This is a genomic window from Variovorax sp. PEI5 (genome assembly GCF_056679935.1).
Window position 1 is genome coordinate 156660 of record NZ_JBWXPH010000004.1, and the last position, 18898, is coordinate 175557.

The 18898-nt window shown below is 64.6% G+C and carries 17 protein-coding genes; 9 read left to right on the forward strand and 8 right to left on the reverse strand.

The annotated features are described in order from the left end of the window. Positions 1-79: 79 nt before the first annotated feature. A complete protein-coding gene (locus AC1MLT_RS22465) occupies positions 80-319 on the forward strand; it encodes a hypothetical protein (RefSeq protein WP_481036629.1) in 240 nt (79 codons plus the stop codon). A gap of 21 nt (positions 320-340) precedes the next feature. Here AC1MLT_RS22465 and AC1MLT_RS22470 read toward each other — a convergent pair. From AC1MLT_RS22470 to AC1MLT_RS22505, 8 genes are all read right to left on the reverse strand, one after another. Beyond that, positions 341-1146 (reverse strand): IS5 family transposase gene (locus tag AC1MLT_RS22470; RefSeq protein WP_481036630.1). Its coding sequence is split into 2 segments (ribosomal slippage): positions 341-816 and positions 816-1146, totalling 807 coding nucleotides; the frame shifts between segments, so codons are not numbered across the junction. Between the two features lie 220 nt (positions 1147-1366). Beyond that, on the reverse strand, positions 1367-2245 hold the full coding sequence (locus AC1MLT_RS22475) for a plasmid partitioning protein RepB C-terminal domain-containing protein (protein WP_481036631.1): 879 nt from the start codon (positions 2243-2245) through the stop codon (positions 1367-1369). A 2-nt stretch (positions 2246-2247) separates the two neighbouring features. Next, positions 2248-3144 (reverse strand): plasmid partitioning protein RepB C-terminal domain-containing protein, encoded by an 897-nt coding sequence (locus AC1MLT_RS22480; RefSeq protein ID WP_481036632.1) that lies wholly within the window; start codon positions 3142-3144, stop codon positions 2248-2250. Next, a complete protein-coding gene (locus AC1MLT_RS22485) occupies positions 3141-4709 on the reverse strand; it encodes a recombinase family protein (RefSeq protein WP_481036633.1) in 1569 nt (522 codons plus the stop codon). Before AC1MLT_RS22485 ends, AC1MLT_RS22480 begins: the two co-directional genes overlap by 4 nt. Positions 4710-4868: 159 nt before the next feature. Beyond that, complete coding sequence (locus AC1MLT_RS22490) at positions 4869-5132, reverse strand: hypothetical protein (protein ID WP_481036635.1); 264 nt, start codon at positions 5130-5132, stop codon at positions 4869-4871. 283 nt (positions 5133-5415) lie between these two features. Beyond that, positions 5416-6369 carry a DNA/RNA non-specific endonuclease gene (locus AC1MLT_RS22495; protein WP_481036637.1) on the reverse strand — a complete coding sequence of 318 codons (954 nt, stop codon included), beginning with the start codon at positions 6367-6369 and terminating at the stop codon, positions 5416-5418. 114 nt (positions 6370-6483) lie between these two features. Next, positions 6484-6759, reverse strand: a complete 276-nt coding sequence (locus AC1MLT_RS22500) for a hypothetical protein (RefSeq protein WP_296310901.1) — start codon at positions 6757-6759, stop codon at positions 6484-6486. A 36-nt stretch (positions 6760-6795) separates the two neighbouring features. After that, complete coding sequence (locus tag AC1MLT_RS22505) at positions 6796-7686, reverse strand: DNA/RNA non-specific endonuclease (RefSeq protein ID WP_481036638.1); 891 nt, start codon at positions 7684-7686, stop codon at positions 6796-6798. 388 nt (positions 7687-8074) lie between these two features. Here AC1MLT_RS22505 and AC1MLT_RS22510 point away from each other — a divergent pair, with 388 nt between their 5' ends. The 8 genes from AC1MLT_RS22510 to AC1MLT_RS22545 all read left to right on the forward strand — a co-directional run bounded on the left by AC1MLT_RS22510 (position 8075) and on the right by AC1MLT_RS22545 (position 18859). Further along, on the forward strand, positions 8075-8656 hold the full coding sequence (locus AC1MLT_RS22510; protein ID WP_296310905.1) for an antitoxin Xre/MbcA/ParS toxin-binding domain-containing protein: 582 nt from the start codon (positions 8075-8077) through the stop codon (positions 8654-8656). After that, entirely contained in the window at positions 8653-9129 is a 477-nt protein-coding gene (locus AC1MLT_RS22515) for an RES family NAD+ phosphorylase (RefSeq protein WP_296310907.1), read from the forward strand. Before AC1MLT_RS22510 ends, AC1MLT_RS22515 begins: the two co-directional genes overlap by 4 nt. Before the next feature lie 809 nt (positions 9130-9938). Then, positions 9939-11147, forward strand: coding sequence for a non-hydrolyzing UDP-N-acetylglucosamine 2-epimerase (wecB, locus tag AC1MLT_RS22520; protein WP_296310911.1), 1209 nt, complete (start codon positions 9939-9941; stop codon positions 11145-11147). Between the two features lie 13 nt (positions 11148-11160). Then, positions 11161-12684, forward strand: coding sequence for a glycosyl transferase family protein (locus AC1MLT_RS22525; RefSeq protein ID WP_481036641.1), 1524 nt, complete (start codon positions 11161-11163; stop codon positions 12682-12684). A gap of 11 nt (positions 12685-12695) precedes the next feature. After that, complete coding sequence (locus AC1MLT_RS22530) at positions 12696-13001, forward strand: hypothetical protein (RefSeq protein WP_481036642.1); 306 nt, start codon at positions 12696-12698, stop codon at positions 12999-13001. A gap of 25 nt (positions 13002-13026) precedes the next feature. Then, entirely contained in the window at positions 13027-14697 is a 1671-nt protein-coding gene (locus tag AC1MLT_RS22535; RefSeq protein WP_481036643.1) for a DUF2334 domain-containing protein, read from the forward strand. Beyond that, on the forward strand, positions 14697-17780 hold the full coding sequence (locus tag AC1MLT_RS22540; protein WP_481036644.1) for an NfrA family protein: 3084 nt from the start codon (positions 14697-14699) through the stop codon (positions 17778-17780). The genes AC1MLT_RS22535 and AC1MLT_RS22540 overlap by 1 nt, the downstream gene beginning before the upstream one ends. Further along, positions 17780-18859: a DUF4434 domain-containing protein gene (locus AC1MLT_RS22545; protein WP_481036645.1), complete on the forward strand. Its 1080-nt coding sequence runs from the start codon at positions 17780-17782 to the stop codon at positions 18857-18859. Before AC1MLT_RS22540 ends, AC1MLT_RS22545 begins: the two co-directional genes overlap by 1 nt. The last annotated feature ends 39 nt before the right edge of the window (positions 18860-18898 follow it).

An 18898-nucleotide genomic window follows, 5' to 3' on the forward strand; every position in this document is an offset into this window, starting at 1 on the left:
GAAATACGGGGGCAAGATCAGTTATCGTCCAGTGCTCCGTTCCTTCCTACTCAATTTTCCTCATCGAGTTACTTTTTCTATGCAAGATTCAGACAGTGATTCGATCGACATTCCGATGGGCAATCCACGCGCTCTGTTCACCGACGCGGCCGTGCGCACGGGTCTCAGTCGCTCGGCTGACCCTCTCAATCAGATGCAGGTCGACTTTGCCATCGAGATCGTCACGCTGTGTGCACAGATTGTCGACTGCTTCCCTGATCCCGGACGTGTCCAGGACACGGTGGGAGATGTGCTGCGCGCACGCTTGTTTGAGCTTTGAACCTGCGAGAGTTAAGAGTCGCTAACAAAACTGTGCCAATGAGCGGACGCAGATGACGCTGCAAGCCAGGCTGAGCAATGCAAGATGAGTCTGGATGCTGCGCTCGAAGCGCACACGTAACTTGCCGAATGCCGCCAGCCAAGCATGCGTTTGCTCCACCACCCAGCGATGACGCCCGAGCCGGTCATTGCGCTCGATGCCCCGGCGAGCAATGCGATCCTGAATCCCACGGCGCTTGAGATGGTCCCGGCAGCGATGGAAGTCGTAGCCCTTGTCGGCATGCAGCCGCTCAGGCCAACGCCGTGGCCGGCCCGGTAGGCCTCGGACAGCAGGCAAGTCGTCGATGAGCTCTTCGAAGACGACCAAGTCGTGCCGGTTGGCTCCCGTGACGCAGAACACCAACGGAATGCCCGCTCGGTCGGTCACGACGTGGCGTTTGCTGCCGAGCTTGCCACGGTCGGTCGGGTTGGGGCCCGTGTGCGGGCCCCCCGGGGGCTGGCCACGCTGGCCCCATCGATGCTCGCGCGGCTGAAATCGAGGCGGCCTGCGCCTCGCAGCTCGGCCAGCAGCATCAGGTGCAGTTGGTGCCACACCCCCGCAGCCTGCCATTCGCGCAGCTGGCGCCAGCACGTCATGCCGCTGCCAAAACCCAGTTCCTGGGGCAGGTCCTCCCAGGCGATGCCTGTGCGCAGCACGAAGAGGATGCCGTTGAGGGCAAGCTCGTCATCCAGGCGGGGACGTCCTCCCTGAGGTGAGGGCTTCACTACCGGCAACAAAGGCTGTAGCCGTTTCCATAACGCTGAGTTAATCTCTTTCTTCCTGCTCATGCGACGTCGAACGCATCACCCGCTCAATGCGATGACAGGTATTGTTAGGCCGCTCTAAGTCAAAAGGAAAACGCGTGCCACTCCATGTCCATCGGTTCAAAATCTCGCGCGCGATCCGATCGGTCGCAGGCATGACAGCATGCTTTTGGCATTGAGCTCGATGATAAACAAGGGATGGTACTGACTCGTAAAACTGCCTCAGGAGAAAGTCAGTCGTTTGTCAAGATTGCATTGAGCTGATCGCGACAATGCTTTCGAACTCCTTTAACACCTCTTCGTAATGTGTGCCGAGGTATTTGCGCACCCGCTCATTCTCAACCAACTTGCGCAGATAGCCCTGTGCTAACACCAAGTTCAGCGTGTCTTCACCGAACGACCGCTCAGCCGAACGGTACTGGTCTTGCAAATTCGACATCTCCCGTTCCATGCGGCAGATCTGTTCGTGTGTAATGTGCCTCGAAGGCGCCGGTTTCATGCCACTTATCAGGAACTCGACTGGCGTGGCGACCAGCAAGGCTTTTGCATAGTTGACCGTCAACATGTTGGCAGCAAGCATCAATTCGGCACATTCGACCTGTCGCGCCGGCTTCATCTTCCTGAGCGTTGAACACACCTCGGGAGAGAATTCATGCTGCTTGAGAAGCATGGTGGCTTCTTCGCACAGGCCATCGAGCAAACGCAATTTCTTGCCGATCAAGGAAAGATCCATGCACAACGCGCGCGCTAGGCGCTCCTTCGACACCCCGCGCTCGATCGCCCGAAAGATCATGAAATGCTCCTGGATCGTCGACAACCGGTTGACCCGGTTGTTATAGGTATAGGACTCATTGTCTGTGGCGATGATGCACGGCACTTCCAGTCGACCCAACTGCCGAAGCACCAGCAGTCGCAGATGACCGTCTAGCAACAGATGCCGGCCCGTATGTCTATCCACGGCGCAGACCGACAACGGCTCAATGATGTCGATCTCTTCTATGGAAGCCCTGATCTTCTGGACCTTCTTAGTCTCTATCACAGAGTCCCGCCACAATCGCGATGGCAATATATTGTCGACTGCAATGGAAAGCGGCTTCATCAGAAATGCCAGGGTAACGGCCATGGCTACGCTCCCACGATCAGTCGGTCGGCCAAGTATTTGGGAACGGTGTCCAGTCCTTCGGCACGCAGCAGGTTGCAAAAATTCTCGTCGGTTGCCAAGTTGCGCAAGGCACCCAGCACGAAAAGCAAACGCTGCTGTGACCAGGATGCGCGCCGCACCAGAAACTTTTGTCGCTGAACTTCTTTTTGATAAACCCGAATCATGGACCCCGGTGTCACGGCGGCATCGCGCGAAGTTTTGGAATTGGTGTTATTTTTCAGAGCAGGGCCGTACGTCATCCTTTTCTGAATGAGTTTGTTAGCCTGGATGAGTTGTTGACCTCGCAGATCTCCTGCCTCGTAGGCCTGCTGCAAGGTCGTCTGAACCGTTTTGTCGTCATTACCTGCCCGCACAATCGACAAAGCCACGCGCATTGGCAAGGCACCAGTCTTCACGGCGCCGATGAGTCGCTCTTCGCCTTTTTCCAGCAGCAGTCCGATGTCTCTGACATAGTCTTCGCTCAATCCGGTCTTCGCAGCGATCTGCCGACCTCCTAATCCTTGCTGTTGAAGTGCGGCGATACCGCTGACCAACTCCATGGGGCGATAGCGTCGTCGCGCGACGTTCTCGATCAAACCCATGATGAAGGCGTCATCATCGGTCGCTGTCACAATCAAGGCGGGAATGCGACTCTCTCCCAGTCGTTTAAAGGCCTTGAGCCGTCCCTCCCCGCAGACCAGGAGAAAGCATTCATTGCCATCTTCGCCTTGGCGGGGCGACACAGTGATGGGCTTCTTCAACCCGATCTTTGCGATGTTGTCAACAATCTCGTCGAACGTCTCTTCATTACGTTCGCGTGGATTCAAGACCTCGATCCGATCGATTGGGATCAAACGAAGCTCTCGAGTGCTTTCGGTCATGCTGCTTTCCTCAGTCGTACATGCTCCGCCATGCCATAGAGATAGTCCAAGGTGTCAAAACGGAAACTCTCCAGCTCGATCGGATTTTGTTCCATCAGGCTGAGCTTGTTCTGTTCGAAACACAATGAAGGCAACAGGTAGTAGTCCAGCGGACTTTCATTGTTGCGGGACAGTCGGATGACCAGCGTGATGTCAGGTGTCAGGCTGGCTTCTAGGCGAACTTTCCAGCGTCGAGAGCCGCTGTCGAGCAGTTGGCAGCGGGACAGCACAAGGGACACACTGAACTCGTGGTTGACATCAAGCAGGTCGGTGTCGCTCCGTCGATAAAGTCGTCCTCCCAAATGCTCGATCTGGGCTTCCACATCGGCCACGATCTTTGGATGTAGCCGCCGCAGGTAGCGGTTGGTTTCGATGTAGCCCAAGTCGCGCGCAGGCGTGAATCCGACCAACTGATAGGCGCGAAGCAAGCTGCCAAAACGATGTGCGTAAACGCTGGATGAGGCCATACCCTCGGCTTCGTCGATGACAAGGCCAGAAAGGTAGCCCCGGTGCTTGAAGAGGCTTCGAAGCTGCTCGACCAATTCGACGTCGCTGAAGCGTCTTGAACGTGCCCGAATGATGCCTTGCGCGGTGTAGAAAAGTGCCTGAGGTACCACCGCTTCAAACGCATCGCTTTTGCGAATCCACATGTCTGGTGTGTTGGACACACGCAGTTTCTTTAGTTTAAAAGAACAGCGGTTGTAGACATTGGCGCCTACGTATTTCTCGTTGGTCAGCACGCCGTGCACGCTGGCTCGCGTCCAGGCCCGGCCGAGATCGCTGGCGATACCCATGCCATTCAAACGCATGGCAATCGCCCCTTCATTCCAACCGTCGTCCGTGAACCACCGGTAGATTTGTTGCACGATGTCCAGCTCCTCTTGGGGTCCAGGCTTCAGGATGACCCGGTCGGTCTGCAGGCTCTTGTGCTCCCCGTAATTCAGTTCAGCCTTCATGGTGCCGGCCTGGTCCAGCAGAACCCGACGCAGGCCAAAGCCTGCGTGACCGCCTTGGCGGAACCCCATCTCCACGAGGCGGCATTGGCCTGCGAAGACTTTAGCCGATAACTCGCGGCTGTATTCCCCTGCCATGGCACGTTTGACGCTCTTCACAATGGTCGAGACGGGAGAACCATCGTTTTCGAATTGCTCGGCACAGTAGGCAACTTGGATGCCGGCGCGTCGGCACACATACTCATAGTAGGCACTCTCGTCAGCATCCTGGAACCGCCCCCATCGGCTGACGTCGTAGACCAGGATCACTGAGAAATTGGCACTGTACGACTCGACATCCCGAAGTAATTGTTGCAGTCCAGCCCGGCCGTCGATGCGCAGCCCGCTTTTTCCCTCATCAGCGTAGGTACGAACGATCTCAAGGTTGCGACGCGATGCGTACTCTTTGATCTTCTCGGCCTGATTCGACGTTGAGTACTGCTGGTGCTCGGTCGACATGCGAACGTACTGGGCCGCCCGGCGAACGAGTTCGCCATCTCCACATGTCGGAACCATTGAATCGATGTACTTCATGATGCCTCGCACACGGTGTCAGGACTTGCCTGCGTGCATGGCCTGAAGCTATCAGCATCGGTAGCGACCAACGATCAGGTCGTCTCTTTGCAATCCACGCAATGATTCACGGCTTGGTCGAATGGTCAGAGATGACTTGCAGATGGACGGTCCAAACGGTCATCTTGCAATCTTGCCGTTCTGGATCGGTTGCAATTCATCCAGGCCTTCATGGAGGTCGGCAACAGCCATCGTGGCCAGAGCATTACGGTTTCGCCGGGCATTGCGGACCCGCTGCTGATCGCGGTTGCGCTCGACATAGTCCTCATGGGATTCCCGGTAGGCTTTCCAATAGTCCGGATTTCGTCGTGCCCAGGCGCTTTGCGCATCGGCTTGGTTCTTCAGGTAGTCCGGATCGGAGAGACGACGGGCGACTTGCCACAAGCGTCGACGCTCGCGCTGGCAAGCTGGATCGCTGCAGTAGGTCTGTCGGGGAACCTGCGGGGCTGGGTCGAATGCCCTCGCGCAACATGCGCACCATCGAGCAGTCATCGGTTCCTCCAGCGCGGTCGATGTCACCATGGCAGGCCCAGCAACCAATGTCGCCTGCCTTGAAAGACGCGTGCGGTCACAGCATGGCGCGTGGTCTCGGCAAATTCAAGGGCTGATGGGGTCTGCCTCTCCTACTTAATGCCGATGCCCAGAGCCGCCAAACCTACAGATCACATCAAGGCCACAGTGCCACTCGTGTGGATACGCTGGTGGGCTGGGGCAGTTCCATGGCTGTTTCGCGTACGACCACAGGCAAGCTAGGCAGCACATCGATGCCCACGGTCTGTGTGAGCGCAGCGATGCTTACGACCTGGTAGGCCACTGAGTCGTCGTTGCGAATCACATAGGCTCCGGCCTGCTGGGTGGCCGGCCGGTAGATGACCTTCCACAGGTGTGTAGGCACCAGTACGCGCCCAATCTGCTTGATATCGCTGCCGAGGAAGGCTGGTCCCGAGACCACATACACCTCTCCATCGTCAGTGGCCAAGCGCCGAGCAACCTGCTCCATACTCGACCAGATGCCCGCGTTGTTGGCATGCACCTGGGGCACCATGTTGGCCAGACTGAAGGACTGGGCCTGTGCAGCGGGAGTGGGCATGTCTGCATTGGGTGCCAGGTGGCCGCGGTCATAGCCCGAGCGCACGTAGTCAGTGAGCTCGGCGCGCTCTGTGACGGGTAGGCCGACCTCGGCATGGAAGTTGTCGACCCGCTCAAGCGTGGCGGCTAAGGCCAGGTTGAACCGCGTGAGGTGCTCGGCGGCATAGAGCGGCGTACGGCTCACGCCCGAGTGCAGAATGGCGAAGGCGTCGTAGCACAGTTCGCGGGTCAGCGGACGAAGGCTCTCGCGAGTAACGGCCGGTGTCGTGGCCAGTGCGTAATGCTGCGGGCATGAGCTCGCTGGCGTCGCCGAGGTGGCATCGGCGGACGGGGCGACTGCAGGAATCGTCGCGGTAGCAGCCGGCGTCGTCGAGCCTGTGCCAGGTGCGGTGCCGCCCGGGCTGTCGCTCCCGCCGCCACCGCATCCGGTCACGAAGACGACAGCCGCAGCGACCACGCTGCACAGACGCCAGCTTGGGATCCGGATAGTGAATCCGGAGCATTGGGAAAGCGGGCGTAACAGATCGATCATGAGAAAAGCAAAAGGCTAACAACAAGGAAGAAAAAACTGCAAATGCGGTATCGGGCTCGACCGGTCCGATGTCAGGACGGTCCGGCCATGACCGGGCAGGGGTTGCGTGGCCGGTCAGGCGAAGGGATTCTTGACTGTTTTGGCGGCCAACACCTCGATCGCTTCGGGCAATGCCTTGTCGGACTCAAGCGTCTGAATGACGCTGGCCAGCAGTGCCTGCAGGTCCTTCGCCAGCGCCAAGCCCAATTGGTCCCGGGTGAGCACCACGTCGCCCGTGAGGCTGACCCGGTCGACACGGTTCTCGATCTCCAGGTGTCCGATGCGCAGCACAGCGCTCTCGTTGGCATAGGGCTCAAAGGCGGCAGCTGACTCTGCGTGTGTGGTGGTCATGGTCGTTGACTGGAGGGTGGAGGAATCAAAGAAGCTTTAGTGGGTGGCTCGGCGCAGCGCCTTGTCGACACTGCGGGCAAGATCCTGCAACGTGAAGCCGCCTTCCCCGGCCGCCTTGGCGCCAGCGGCGCCGTCATCGCGCGCCTCCCGCCGCTGGGCGTTCCTGCTTCCCTGGGCCCGCGGCAGTGGCAAGGCCATGCCGGCCTGCTGCACCTGAGCAGGCAAGGTTGGCAGGGCCTGCACGCCGACCATGCGTTCCAGATCGCGCAGGCTGATCGCCGAGTACGCGCGGGTTTCGTCGTTGGTGATGACATAGGCGCCGGCGCGTTGCTGGCTGGGGCTGTAGACCACCTTCCACAAGTGAGTGGGCACCAGGACCCCACGGCCGATCTGCTGGATGTCAGCGCCGAGGAAGGCGGGGCCGGAGACCACGTAGAGTTCGCCCTCGGTCACGGCGAGTTCGCGCACTGCCATCTCGATGCCAGCCCAGACGCCCGCGTTGTTGGCGTGGAGCTGCGGCACCATGTTGGCCAGTGAGAACGACTGGGCTTGGGCCTTGCGAGTGGGCATGTCCCCATTAGGGGCCATGTGGCCCCTGTCGTAGCCCGAGCGGGCGTAGTCGCCGAGTTCAGACCGATCGGCCACTGGCAGGGAGGCCTCGGGATGGAATGCATCCTTGCGCGAGAGCGTGCGGGCCTCTAGCAGGTTCGACCGCGTCAGATGCTCGGCGGCGTAGACCGGCGTGCGGCTCACGCCCGAGTGCAGTACGGCATAAGCCTCAAAGCACAGTTTGCGGATACGGGGTTGGAGTTGCGCATTCGTGAGAAGGGGAGCCACCCCGAGAGCGAAGTGCTGCGGGCAGGCAGTGACGGCCCAGGCGGGTGTGGCACATGCCATGACCGACAGGAGGACGAGAAAGCGAGACATGGCGCGCAGTATCGGGGATTGCGGGGACCGTGCTCCAACGTCCTGGCGGTTGTTCCGGACCTGGTTGCGGATGCTTCGATGGTGGGTCCGAGCGACAGTGACCCCCCTTGGGGCTGCCCTGTGCCGCGCCAAGCTAAGGTCGGTTTCGCGCGTCGAAAAGTCGATCATCGGCGTCGCTTGCAACAACGGCTCGGTCAGCAGCAGTTTCCTCCCAGCGGATGGTCGCTCGCCGGGTGGATCTTCACATCTACCCGACATCGTGCCCCTTCGCAGGCGCTGCACACACCGGGCTATGGCCCCGCGCCCTGGGTTTATCAGAGACAGTCTTGCAGACATTGCATTTGCAATGCCTTCAGCATGAAAATGAAAAACATGCTAAGTTGCCGCCATGGCATCCACCCCCACCCTTCCAGGCCGCAAGGCCAGCAACGTCACCGCCCGTCCTGGCATGGGCGCCGTCGCCGGCGCAACGAAAAAGTCCAGGTCGCAGGACACCTTTGCGCAAACACTGGCTCGAGGCATTGCTGAGGTGGTGCAGACCAACATGGTGGACACCACCTGTGCCACGGTGCACATCTTCCGCATGGTTGGTAGCAGTTCCCGACTCGATACACAGGCCGCCGCCTTTGTGGCCCATCATGGGCTCAAGGTGCAGGCGGTCGAAGACTGGTTGCAGGTGGCGAACCTGCCCAAGCAGGGCTTCTATGGCGGATTGCGTCTAGCGCCGTCCACGCTGTCGAGGAAAAACAAGGATGACACGCTCGACGCCGCGGTCACCGAGCGTCTGGTGCGCCAGTCGGAACTCATGGTGAAAGCCGCCGAGGTGTTCGGTGACGGTGCGGGCACATGGATGACCAAGGCGCACCCCCTGCTGGAAGGCCGCACGCCGCTGGATGCGGCATCGAACGAATATGGCGGCGTCAAGGTGCGGCAGATCCTCAACGCGATCGAGCATGGGGGCGTCGTTTGACGCCCACCGTCTACCGCATCGGCACGAACAAGGCCCGCACACTGCAAGACCTCAGCTACGGATCGACGCTCGAAGCGGGGCGCTGGCACCTTACCGCGCCCGATGGCTTGCCGGTGGTCTATGCCGGAGGCTCGCGTGCCATCTGCCAGCTGGAAAAACGTGTGCACTGCAATGGAGTGCCACCGATCAACCTGATCATGCTGGCGCTGCAATTGCCCGCGGGCGCCCCGTTGCAGACGTTAACGGACCTGGATACGGCGTTGTTGATCGACTGGATCGATCGGCCGACCTCGACCCAGGACATCGGGGTCGCCTGGCGTAAGTCTGGGTCGGGGCTGGGACTGTGGGTGCCTTCGGCTGTCGAGCCCGACGAGCTCAACCTGATTCTCAATCCGTCTCATCCGGCATACGGGTCGATCGTCCTGACAGTCGTGCGCGATCCCTTTGCGTTCGATCCACGGATGTTTGATTGAAAGCGAGACGGCCGACGATGGGGGATATCCGACCAGCGTCCCGAATGACAAAGGTTAGTCGGTCTTGATGCCGGCGCGATCTTTGCGATATCGCAATCGGGCGGCGTGCTAGGTTGCGTCTGGTGGGGCTATGTATCCGATCGGTGGCTTGGCGCCCGACGCATGTTCATGGTCCTGGGTGCCTTGATGAGCGCCTCGGCTCTGGCGACCGCATTGCTGTATCCCTCGGTGTCTACCGTGCTGGTTACTGGCGTGCTGTTCGTCTTCGGCGAATCGGCCATCGGATGGAATGGCGTCTAGACGCACAGCCAATCGCAGATAGAAGTACCGTCGACATTGAATCTAAGCGTGGGTACACGGAGAGCAAAACGCAAAGTTCTGACTAACTCTCAGTTCACAAAAAAGTGTTTATTTATCGTTACTTTGTGCCGGGCTTCGGTGTTGCAGTGCAAAGGGACGCATTCTGCAACCGTCAATGTGAGGATGACAGGTCGGATCTGACATTGCACATTGCTGCCGCGTCCTCGCCAACATGATTCGACGAAAGGACCCACGCGCCTGTGCTTGAGCGTCGGGAATTTTCGCGTAACAAAGAATACCGATCGCAAAGGAGTGCGTGCATCGCAGTTTGAAAGGCGTGCATCGCCGCCGCCGATGTGCCTGTGGCTGGAATATGGACGCTGTCTTAAGACACACACAGTTACTCTCCTACAGATCTTTCAAAAGTAAACCTTTCGTACTAAATTGGCCGTAAATTCTCACAACCACGCTAGGAGGTGGAAATGGCGGCTCGATCAGTGGTCCTTTGCATGGGCACGCGCCCGGAGATCATCAAGATGGCACCGGTCCATCGAGCGTTGCGGGCTTCCCGGGTGCCCACGCTGGTGCTCCACACGGGCCAGCACGACCAGATGGCCTGGCCGCTCTACGAGTTCTTCGGCATGCGACCCGATCACGTGCTGCCACTGGAGCGCAAGTCCGACTCCCTGGCGCATCTGACGGCGGTGCTGGTCGAGCAGCTGCATGGCGCGCTGACCGGGATGCGGCCGGCCGCCGTGCTGGTGCAGGGAGACACCACGAGCGCGCTGGTCGGCGCGCTGACCAGTTTCTATCTGAGGGTGCCGGTCGGGCACATCGAGGCCGGCCTGCGCACCTTCGACATCCAGGATCCGTTCCCGGAGGAGGCCAACCGCCAGCTCATCGGCCGACTGGCGCGATGGCACTTCCCGCCGACCCGCATCGCCGCGGCCAACCTGCGCCGCGAAGGCATCGCGCCCATGACCATCCATCCCACCGGCAATACCATCGTCGATGCCACCCATTGGGGCGTGGATTACCTGAAGGCGCTCCCGGACGCTGCGACGGCCGTGCTGCCGCCCGGCCTCGCGACTCTGCCGGCGGCGGTCGGGCATCAGCGCATCGTGCTGGTCACGGCCCATCGCCGCGAGAACTGGGGCCATGGCATCGAATCGATCGCACGCGGCGTGCGGCGGCTGCTGGAGTCGCAATCCGGCCTGGTGGTGGTCTGGCCGGTGCATGGCAACCCGCTGGTCAAGGAGGTCGTCGAACGCGTCTTCGAGGGGCTGGTGTGCGGGCAAGGGTCCCGGCTCCTGCTGACCGACCCCCTCAACTATCCGGCGCTGCTGTGGGTGATGTCGAGGTCGTGGCTGATCCTGTCCGATTCCGGCGGCATCCAGGAGGAAGCCGTGTCGGCCCGGGTGCCGATCCTGGTGCTGCGCGAGACCACCGAGAGGCCCGAGCTGATCGCCGCGGGCGCCGGCAAGCTGGTGGGCACCGACGCCGACCGGCTGTGCCGGGAGTTCCTCGCGCTGCAGCACGACCGCGATCTGTACGAGCGCATGCGCAAGGCCAGGAATCCCTTCGGCGACGGCCACGCCGCCGCGCGCATCGTCGATGTCCTGCTGCGCGATCTGCCCGCGCTGCGGCCAGCACCGGCACCGGCGCTGGCGCCGGCACCCGTGGCGGCGGTCGAGACCGCCGAAGCCGGCATGTCCTGAGCGGGATGCCGCCATGGAATGGGTCGACGTCATCGCGGCGGCACTGGTCGCGCTCAAGCTGCTGTTCGTCTTCGTGAGCCTGGTCTTCCTGGCCTGTGGCCTCGACGATCTCTTCATCGACACCTGTTATGGCATCTGGCTGGCGCGCCGCCGCTGGTCCGGCATGGCCGCGGCGCAACCCACCGAGCGGCAGCTGCAGGACCGGCCCGAGCAGCCGATCGCCATCATGCTGCCGGCCTGGGACGAGTCGGCGGTCATCCGGCCGATGCTGCTGCGCCTGCTCAAGACGCTCAACTACGGCAACTACCACGTCTTCGTGGGCACGTACCCGAACGACGTCGCCACGCACGTGGAGGTGGAGCACGTGCGCGCGGTCTCCGACCGGGTGCACCGCGTGTGCACGCCGTCGAATGGCCCGACCTGCAAGGCCGACTGCCTCAACTGGATCTACCAGGGCATCCGCCGCCACGAGAAGGAGACGGGCATCCGCTTCGAGATCTTCGTCATGCAGGACTGCGAGGACGTGATCCATCGACTGGCCTACAAGGTCTTCAACCACCTCATCCCGGCCAACGACATGGTGCAGCTGCCGGTGCTGTCGCTCGACCGCAAATGGAACGAGTTCACTGGCGGGCACTATCTCGACGAGTTCGCGCAGCTCCATTCCAAGGACCTGGTGGTGCGCGAGATGCTCGACCGCAGCATCCCGGCTGCGGGCGTGGGCTGCGCCTTCAGCCGCCGGGCCTTCGAGACCGCCGCGGCGGGCAACCGCAACGAGCTCTTCAACATCGACTCGCTAACCGAGGACTACGACTTCGGCTTCCGCATGAAGACGCTGGGCATGAAGCAGGTGTTCGCCAAGTTCGTCGTCGAGCGGCGCGTGGTGCGCCGGCACTGGTTGACCGGACGGCCGCGCGAGACCACGTTGCGCGACTACGTGGCGATCCGCGAGTACTTTCCCTCCGGCTTCGGCGTGGCTGTGCGGCAGAAGGGGCGCTGGGTGGTGGGCATCACGCTGCAGGGCTGGAGCAGCCTGCGCTGGCGCGGCGGCCTCTCCACCAAGTACATGCTCTACCGCGACCGCCGCGCCCTGGTGACCAATTTCTGCAACGTGCTGGGCTATGTGGTGGTGCTGGGCGTCGCCGCGCTCTGGCTGCTCAATGCGATGGTGCCCGAATCGCTGCACTACCCGCCGGTGGTCGAGCCCGGCAGCTGGCTGTGGGACCTCACGCTCGCCAACGCCGCGCTGCTGGGATGGCGCGTCGCCCAGCGCGCCTACTTCGTGCAGCGACTCTATGGCTGGGCGCAGGCCTTCTGGTCGATTCCGCGCATGGTCTGGGGGAACTTCATCAACTTCGCCGCCACCGGGCGCGCGCTGCGGCTCTACCTGCGCTTCCTGCGCACCGGCAAGCTGATCGCATGGGACAAGACCACCCACACCTTCCCGTCGGAGGACGACCTGCCGCCCGAAGCCGGGCTCCCGACGGCGGCGATCGTCGACGCCGCCACCTTCACCTCGCATCCCCAGCATCCTTGAAGGAGATAGGCATGAACCAACGAAACCTGCTCGCGGTGGCGATCCTCTCGCTGTCGGCCCTGCACGCGGCGGTCGCCGCACCGGGGCCTTCGCAGGCGGCCCGGGCGCCCAAGGTCGAAGACGCCCACGTCGATGCCGCCGCGGCCCTGCGGCGACCCGAGCCGCCGCCCGTGCGCGCGGTCGTGGCGCCGCCCCGGCCCCTGGTCGAGACGGTCGTGCAGCCCGGCCTGCACAAGATCGAGAAGCACGAACGCCTCACGGACGTGCTAAAGGCCCGCAAGCGCGCCGGACGTTCCGATCGCGTGACGGCCGACTGAGATCCAACTTCCGGGAGACGACACCATGACCCATTCGAACTGGATCCGGCGCCTGCTGTGTGCGCTCGCCCTCACGCTCGGCCTCTGCGCCGGCGCCCAGGCCCAGACGACGCCGATCCGCGCGCTCGTGCTCTACGACCAGCCCGACAGCGGGCCCTATGCCAAGCTCGGCATGGCCTACGCCATCATGCTGCGCAACCTGCTGGGTCACTGGAACACCACGGTCGACATGAAGTCGGTGCAGAGCTACACGGCCGGTCAGGTCGAGCAGTACAGCGTCACCTTCTACCTCGGTTCGTACTACGACCTGCCGATCCCGCCCGCCTTCCTGGCCGACGCCTATGGCACCACCAGAAAGATTGTCTGGTTCAAGAACAACCTGTGGCAGCTGGCGTGGCATCCGAGCTACGCGGGCTTCACCGCCAAATACGGCTTCACCTTCGCGAGCCTGCGCGGGCTGGACGCCTCGCCGACGGCGACCAACCCGAAGCCGGGTTTCTTCGACACGGTGACCTACAAGACGCGGCCCCTGACCAAGTACTACGTCTACGACGCGGCGACTGGCGCCGTCAATGCCGACCCCGATGTCGGCGTCGTGCAGATCTTCGACACGGCCAAGGCGCAGCAGCTCGTGCCGATCAGCAATTCGCGCACCGGCGAGGTGGTGCCCTATGTCGTCAAGGGCGGCAACTTCTGGTATTTCGCCGACCTGCCGTTCTCGTACATCGGCCCGCGCGACCGCTATCTCGTGATCTGCGACATGCTGCACGACATCCTCGGCGTCGACACCCCCACCCGGCAGCGCGCGCTCGTGCGGCTGGAGGATGTCAGCGCGCTGGTCAACCAGAACAGCATGACGGTGCTGTCGAACTACCTGAAGTCGAAGTCGATCCCCTTCGGCGTCGCCACCATCCCCTACTACTACGACCCACTGGGCGCCTACAACGGCGGCGTGTCGCAGACCGTTCGCATGACCCCCACCGGCGTGCTCGCGCGCTCGCTGAACTACGCGATCCAGAATGGCGGCAGGATCGTGCTGCACGGCTATACCCACCAGTACAGCAACTGGAAGAACCCGCACACCGGCGTGAGCGGCGACGACTACGAGTTCTGGGACATCGTCAACAACCGGGTGCTGCCGATCGACACGGTGGCCGCCCACAAGGCCCGCATCCAGGCCGGCGTCGACGAGCTCAGGCGCGGCGGCTTCACCGCCTTCGCCTGGGAGCCGCCGCACTACCAGATGTCGCCCAACGCCTACACGGCGGCATCGCAGGTGCCGATGAATCCGCTGAAGCCGACCAACTTCACCACCTGGCAGCGCGCGGTCTACTACACCTCCACCACGCCCAACCTGAGCCCGACGGCGGCCAACCGCGACTTCGCGGTCGGGCAGTTCTTCCCCTACATCATCCAGCGCGACCACTACGGCCAGCGCATCCTGCCGGAGAACCTCGGCAACATCGAGTACGACATCCGCGAGGTCGATCCCTCGTCGAACTTCAACTACACCTGGCAGGACCTCAAGCTCAACGCCGAGAACGCCAAGGTGGTGCGCGATGGTTTTGCGTCGTTCTTCTTCCATCCGTTCTGGCTCGAGCCGGAGATCAACAAGCCGGGCTTCCAGGACCTGCAGTCGATCATCAACGCGATCGAGGCGCTCGGCTACCAGTGGGCCGACGCAAGCACGCTGTGATGCCGACGCCACTCCCTCCGCATCGATCGGCGTCCCGCGCCCCCACGCGCCGCCACGCGGCGCCGCCGGCGGCGCGGCGCGAGGTCGCGGCGGCCTGCGCGCTGTGCCTGGTGCTCGTCGCCGCGTCCGCGACGGCCGCGCCCGGCACCCCGGGTGCGACCGAGACGCCCGGCGCCGGTGTCGGTGCCAGTACCGCCCCGATCTCGCCGGCGGATGTGGTCGGCTTCATCGGACGCGAGTTCAACCGCTTCCGGGCCCACGCGCGCTTCGATCGCGCCTTCCGGCTGCTGGCCAGTCACCAGCTCGATGCCGCGGCGCGCGAGTTCGCCGACGGCCTGGCGCTGGAGCCCGACCACCTGGCCGCGCGTCTGGGCTATGCCCAGCTGCTCGGCCAGCGTGGGGCGTATGCGGCCTCGGCGGCGCAACTCGAAGCGGTGCCCGCGCGCGACGCCCGCGCGTTGCCGGCCCTGCAGTTGCGCGCCCAGATGCGTGCGTCCGCCGGCCAGCTGGCTGCTGCCATCGCCGATCAGGAGGTCGTCTGCGCGCATCCGGCGGCGAATGCGGCCGAGCGCCGCTTCGCCCTGGAGACGGTGTCGGATCTGCAGCTGCGTCTGGAGCATTTCGATCAGGCCCTGGCCGCGCTCGACCGCCTCCCGGTCGCGCAGCGCGACGACACGCCCACGCTGCTGCGGCGCGCGCTGGTCTACGAGAAGATGCAGCGCTTCGACGAAGCCGCCGCCGCCTATGGCGAAGCGGCGACGCGCGCCGACGCGGCGGCGCGGCGCGCGCAGTGGAGCGATGCCGCGCGCGTCGCCAGCACCATGGCCGAGGCCCGGCATGCGCGGACCGTCGCCTTCGCGCTCAACCTGCCGACCACGGTGGCATCCCCGGCATCCCCGGCGGCGATGGCCACCGATCCGCAGGCCGTCCTGGCCGCGGTGAGGCGGATGCCGGCGCGCGATGCCGCGTCGTCCTCGGCCCCGGCGCGGCGGCTCGCCTTCGCGCAGGCGAAGGCGGGCGACTGGGCCGCCGCCGCCGGCACGCAGGAACGCCTGCTGGCCCGGCCCGGCCTGCCGGCCGCCGAGCGCATCGAGGTGCTCGGCCAGCGTGCCTATGCGTTGAGCCAGCTCGGCCGTCACGACGACGCGGCGGCGATGCTGGAGCGCGTCGTCGCCGAGCCCGATGGCGCCACCCCGGGCGCCTACGAACGCCTGGCGCATGCCTATGCGCAGGCCGGCAGGTCCGAAGACGTCGCCGGAGCCCAGCGGCGCGCGCTGGCCGCGCCGGGCTGGCCGGCCGCCGACTGGCTGTCGCTCGCGCGTCGTCTGGCCATGCTGCAGCAGACGCTGGGTCGCACCGAGGACGCCATCGCGACCCACCGCGCCCTGCTCGAGCGCGAACCCGGCGATGCGCAGGCGCACCTCGCGCTCGGCATCCTGCTGCGCGGCCAGGATCGGTGGAGCGAGGCCGAACCGCACCTGACGGCGGCACTCGGCGACGGCAGCGATGCCGTCGCGGCGTTGGAGCTGGCGCGTGGCCTGAAGGCCCAGGGACGGAGCGCGGCGGCGATCGACCTGCTGGAGCGCGTGCGCGGCGCCGCGGCGACGGCGACCGTGACGCCGCTGGCGCTGCGCAAGCAGGTGCTCGACGAGCTCGGCTACCTGTACGAGGCGAAGGTCGACCTGCCACGCGCCGCCGCCCCCTGGTCCGAGTCGCTGGCGCTGGCGCCGGATGCGCGCATCGCCCTGGCGCTGGCGAACGTGCAGTTGCGCGAGGGCCGGGGCGATGCCGCGCGCGACACGCTCGACGCCCTGGCGGCCGCCGTGCCCCTGGACGACGACGCGCGGGCCGAGCGGCTGGACATGCACTGGCGGATCGAGACGGCCGCGCACCGTCACGCGGCCGCGCGCGATGCGGCCGAGCAGGCCCTGGTCCTGCGGCCTTCGGCCCTGCGGCAGTTCCACGTCGGACTGTCCGAGCGCGAACTCGGTCGCCTGCCGCAGGCCGTGGCGCGGTTCGAGCAGGCCGTCGCCGAGGACGACCGCGCCGAGTACCTGGAGGCCCTGGCCTATGGCCATCGCGCCGCCGGCGCCTACCTCGAGGCCGCGCGCGTCTTCGAGACCCTGCTGCTGCGCGAGCCCGGACGCGACGCCCTCTATGCGGACCTGGCCTACACCTACATGCGCGCCGGCGACAACGACCGCGCGGCCGAATGGTTCAAGCGCGCCATCGACCGGCGCATCGAGCGCGACGAGACGGTGAAGCTGGTGCAGGCGCCCGGCGCGCCGCTGCCGGCGCTGGAGCCCCGGCGCGAGGACGACCAGTTGCGCGCGATGCGCGACGAGGTGCGCAAGCTCTCCGAGCGTTGGAGCCTGAGCGCCTACGAGTCGCTGCGGGGCGGCAACGCCGATCGCGCCAGCACCATCGCCGGCGCCGAGTCGACCGGCCTGATCCCGTCGCAGGGTGGCGTCGAGGTGTCGTGGCGTCCGCCGGTGGTGGGCCTGCGCGACGAGCGCACGCTCGATGTGTTCGCGCGCGTGCTGTGGTCCAACCAGCCGGGCTCGCTGCGCGTCGACAACGCGAGCCGGCAGGGCGGCATCGGCGTGCGCTACAAGCCGCTGCGCGACCAGTCGTTCTATCTCTCGGCCGAGAAGCTGGTGGCCATCGGCGACAACGCGCAGAACGACTGGCTGGTGCGCGCCTCCTATGGATGGAGCCATGGCTACGAGATGCGCGCCAACCAGTCCTCATGGAACTACACGACGCTGTTCGTCGACCTGGGCGCCTTCAGCGACCGCGACCACACCCGGGCGCTCTATGTCGAAGGACGGCAGGGCCGCAGCTTCCGCATCGGCGATCGCTGGATCCTGACGCCGCATGTCGTGGCCGACGCCCGGCGGCAATGGCCCGACCCCGGCCGCTTCAACTATGCCGAGGTCGGCGGCGGCGTCTCCGCGCGCTATGTGTTCAACGAGACCCGCTACACCACGCCGCGCTCGAGCGCCGAGATCCTGCTGCAGTACAAGAAGGGCTTCGAGGCCGCGCGCAGCGGTTGGCTGCTCACCACCGTGCTGAGGTTCTGATGCGGAGCCCGGGCCCTCTCGGCGCGAGCGATCGGGGATGGCGCACGACGGCGAGGGCCTGCCTGCTGGCGGCGGGCTGCCTGCTGGGCGGCTGCGCGTCGACCGCGTCGCAGGACCCGCCGCGGGTCGCGCCTCGCCTGGGCGGCACCATCGTCCAGTTCAAGCCGTCGGACAACCTGCGCACGCGCGCCGACTGGGCGCGGTCGTTCCGCTCCCTGCGCGCGCTGGGCATGACGCAGGTCGTCCTGCAATGGACCGCCGATGGCGAAGCGGCGTACTACCCCTCGCAGCGCCTGCGCACGGGTCCGATGCCGCCGCTGGACACCCTGGTGGACCTGGCCGAGGCGGCCGGCATGCGCGTGCTGGTCGGGCTGTCGCACGACCCGATGTACTGGTCGCGCATCGCCGGCGAACCGGACCAGGTGGCGCGCTACCTGGGCGAACTGCGATCGCGTTCCCTGCGCGTGGCGCGCGAACTCGTGCCACGCCTGGCGCATCGTCGCGCCTTCGAGGGTTGGTACCTCAGCGAGGAGATCGACGACCTGAACTGGCGCGATCCGGCGCGCCACGCCATGGTCTCGGCGCACCTCAAGGCCTTGACCTCGGAACTGCGCACGCTCGATGCGCGCGCGCGCATCGCGATCTCCGGCTTCGCGAACGCCGGCACCGATCGCGTCGTGCTGCAGGCGTTCTGGGAGGATCTGCTCACGGAGGCTCCGGAACTGGGCATCGTCATGTTCCAGGACGGCGTGGGCGTGGGCAAGCTCTCGCTCGAGGAATTGCCCGGGGTGCTGGCGGCGGTGAAAAGGGCGGTCGACGGCCGGCAGCGCGAGTTGCGCGTGATCGTCGAGGTGTTCCGGCAGACCGCGGGCGCGCCGATCGACACCCGACCGTTCGCGGCCGAACCGGCATCGATCGAGCGCCTGCGCCAGCAGATCGCGATCGGACGGGCCTTCTCGGCCGATCTCCTCGCCTTCACCGTGCCCGACTACATGAGCCCCGGCGATACGGCGGCCAAGGCCCGGCTCTTCGAACAGTACCGGCGCGCCTGCGTGGAGAGCGATTGCATCGTCCCGTAAGGATGTCTTCGTTGCCATCGCTCGCGGCGGCGGGCCAGC

Excerpts from the sequence above, each read along its gene's own strand:
- AC1MLT_RS22465 (WP_481036629.1), top strand. The coding sequence starts at position 80 with ATGCAAGATTCAGACAGTGATTCGATCGACATTCCGATGGGCAATCCA.
- AC1MLT_RS22475 (WP_481036631.1), bottom strand. The coding sequence starts at position 2,245 with ATGGCCGTTACCCTGGCATTTCTGATGAAGCCGCTTTCCATTGCAGTC.
- AC1MLT_RS22480 (WP_481036632.1), bottom strand. The coding sequence starts at position 3,144 with ATGACCGAAAGCACTCGAGAGCTTCGTTTGATCCCAATCGATCGGATC.
- AC1MLT_RS22485 (WP_481036633.1), bottom strand. The coding sequence starts at position 4,709 with ATGAAGTACATCGATTCAATGGTTCCGACATGTGGAGATGGCGAACTC.
- AC1MLT_RS22495 (WP_481036637.1), bottom strand. The coding sequence starts at position 6,369 with ATGATCGATCTGTTACGCCCGCTTTCCCAATGCTCCGGATTCACTATC.
- AC1MLT_RS22500 (WP_296310901.1), bottom strand. The coding sequence starts at position 6,759 with ATGACCACCACACACGCAGAGTCAGCTGCCGCCTTTGAGCCCTATGCC.
- AC1MLT_RS22505 (WP_481036638.1), bottom strand. The coding sequence starts at position 7,686 with ATGTCTCGCTTTCTCGTCCTCCTGTCGGTCATGGCATGTGCCACACCC.
- AC1MLT_RS22510 (WP_296310905.1), top strand. The coding sequence starts at position 8,075 with ATGGCATCCACCCCCACCCTTCCAGGCCGCAAGGCCAGCAACGTCACC.
- wecB (WP_296310911.1), top strand. The coding sequence starts at position 9,939 with ATGGGCACGCGCCCGGAGATCATCAAGATGGCACCGGTCCATCGAGCG.
- AC1MLT_RS22525 (WP_481036641.1), top strand. The coding sequence starts at position 11,161 with ATGGAATGGGTCGACGTCATCGCGGCGGCACTGGTCGCGCTCAAGCTG.
- AC1MLT_RS22530 (WP_481036642.1), top strand. The coding sequence starts at position 12,696 with ATGAACCAACGAAACCTGCTCGCGGTGGCGATCCTCTCGCTGTCGGCC.
- AC1MLT_RS22535 (WP_481036643.1), top strand. The coding sequence starts at position 13,027 with ATGACCCATTCGAACTGGATCCGGCGCCTGCTGTGTGCGCTCGCCCTC.
- AC1MLT_RS22540 (WP_481036644.1), top strand. The coding sequence starts at position 14,697 with ATGCCGACGCCACTCCCTCCGCATCGATCGGCGTCCCGCGCCCCCACG.
- AC1MLT_RS22545 (WP_481036645.1), top strand. The coding sequence starts at position 17,780 with ATGCGGAGCCCGGGCCCTCTCGGCGCGAGCGATCGGGGATGGCGCACG.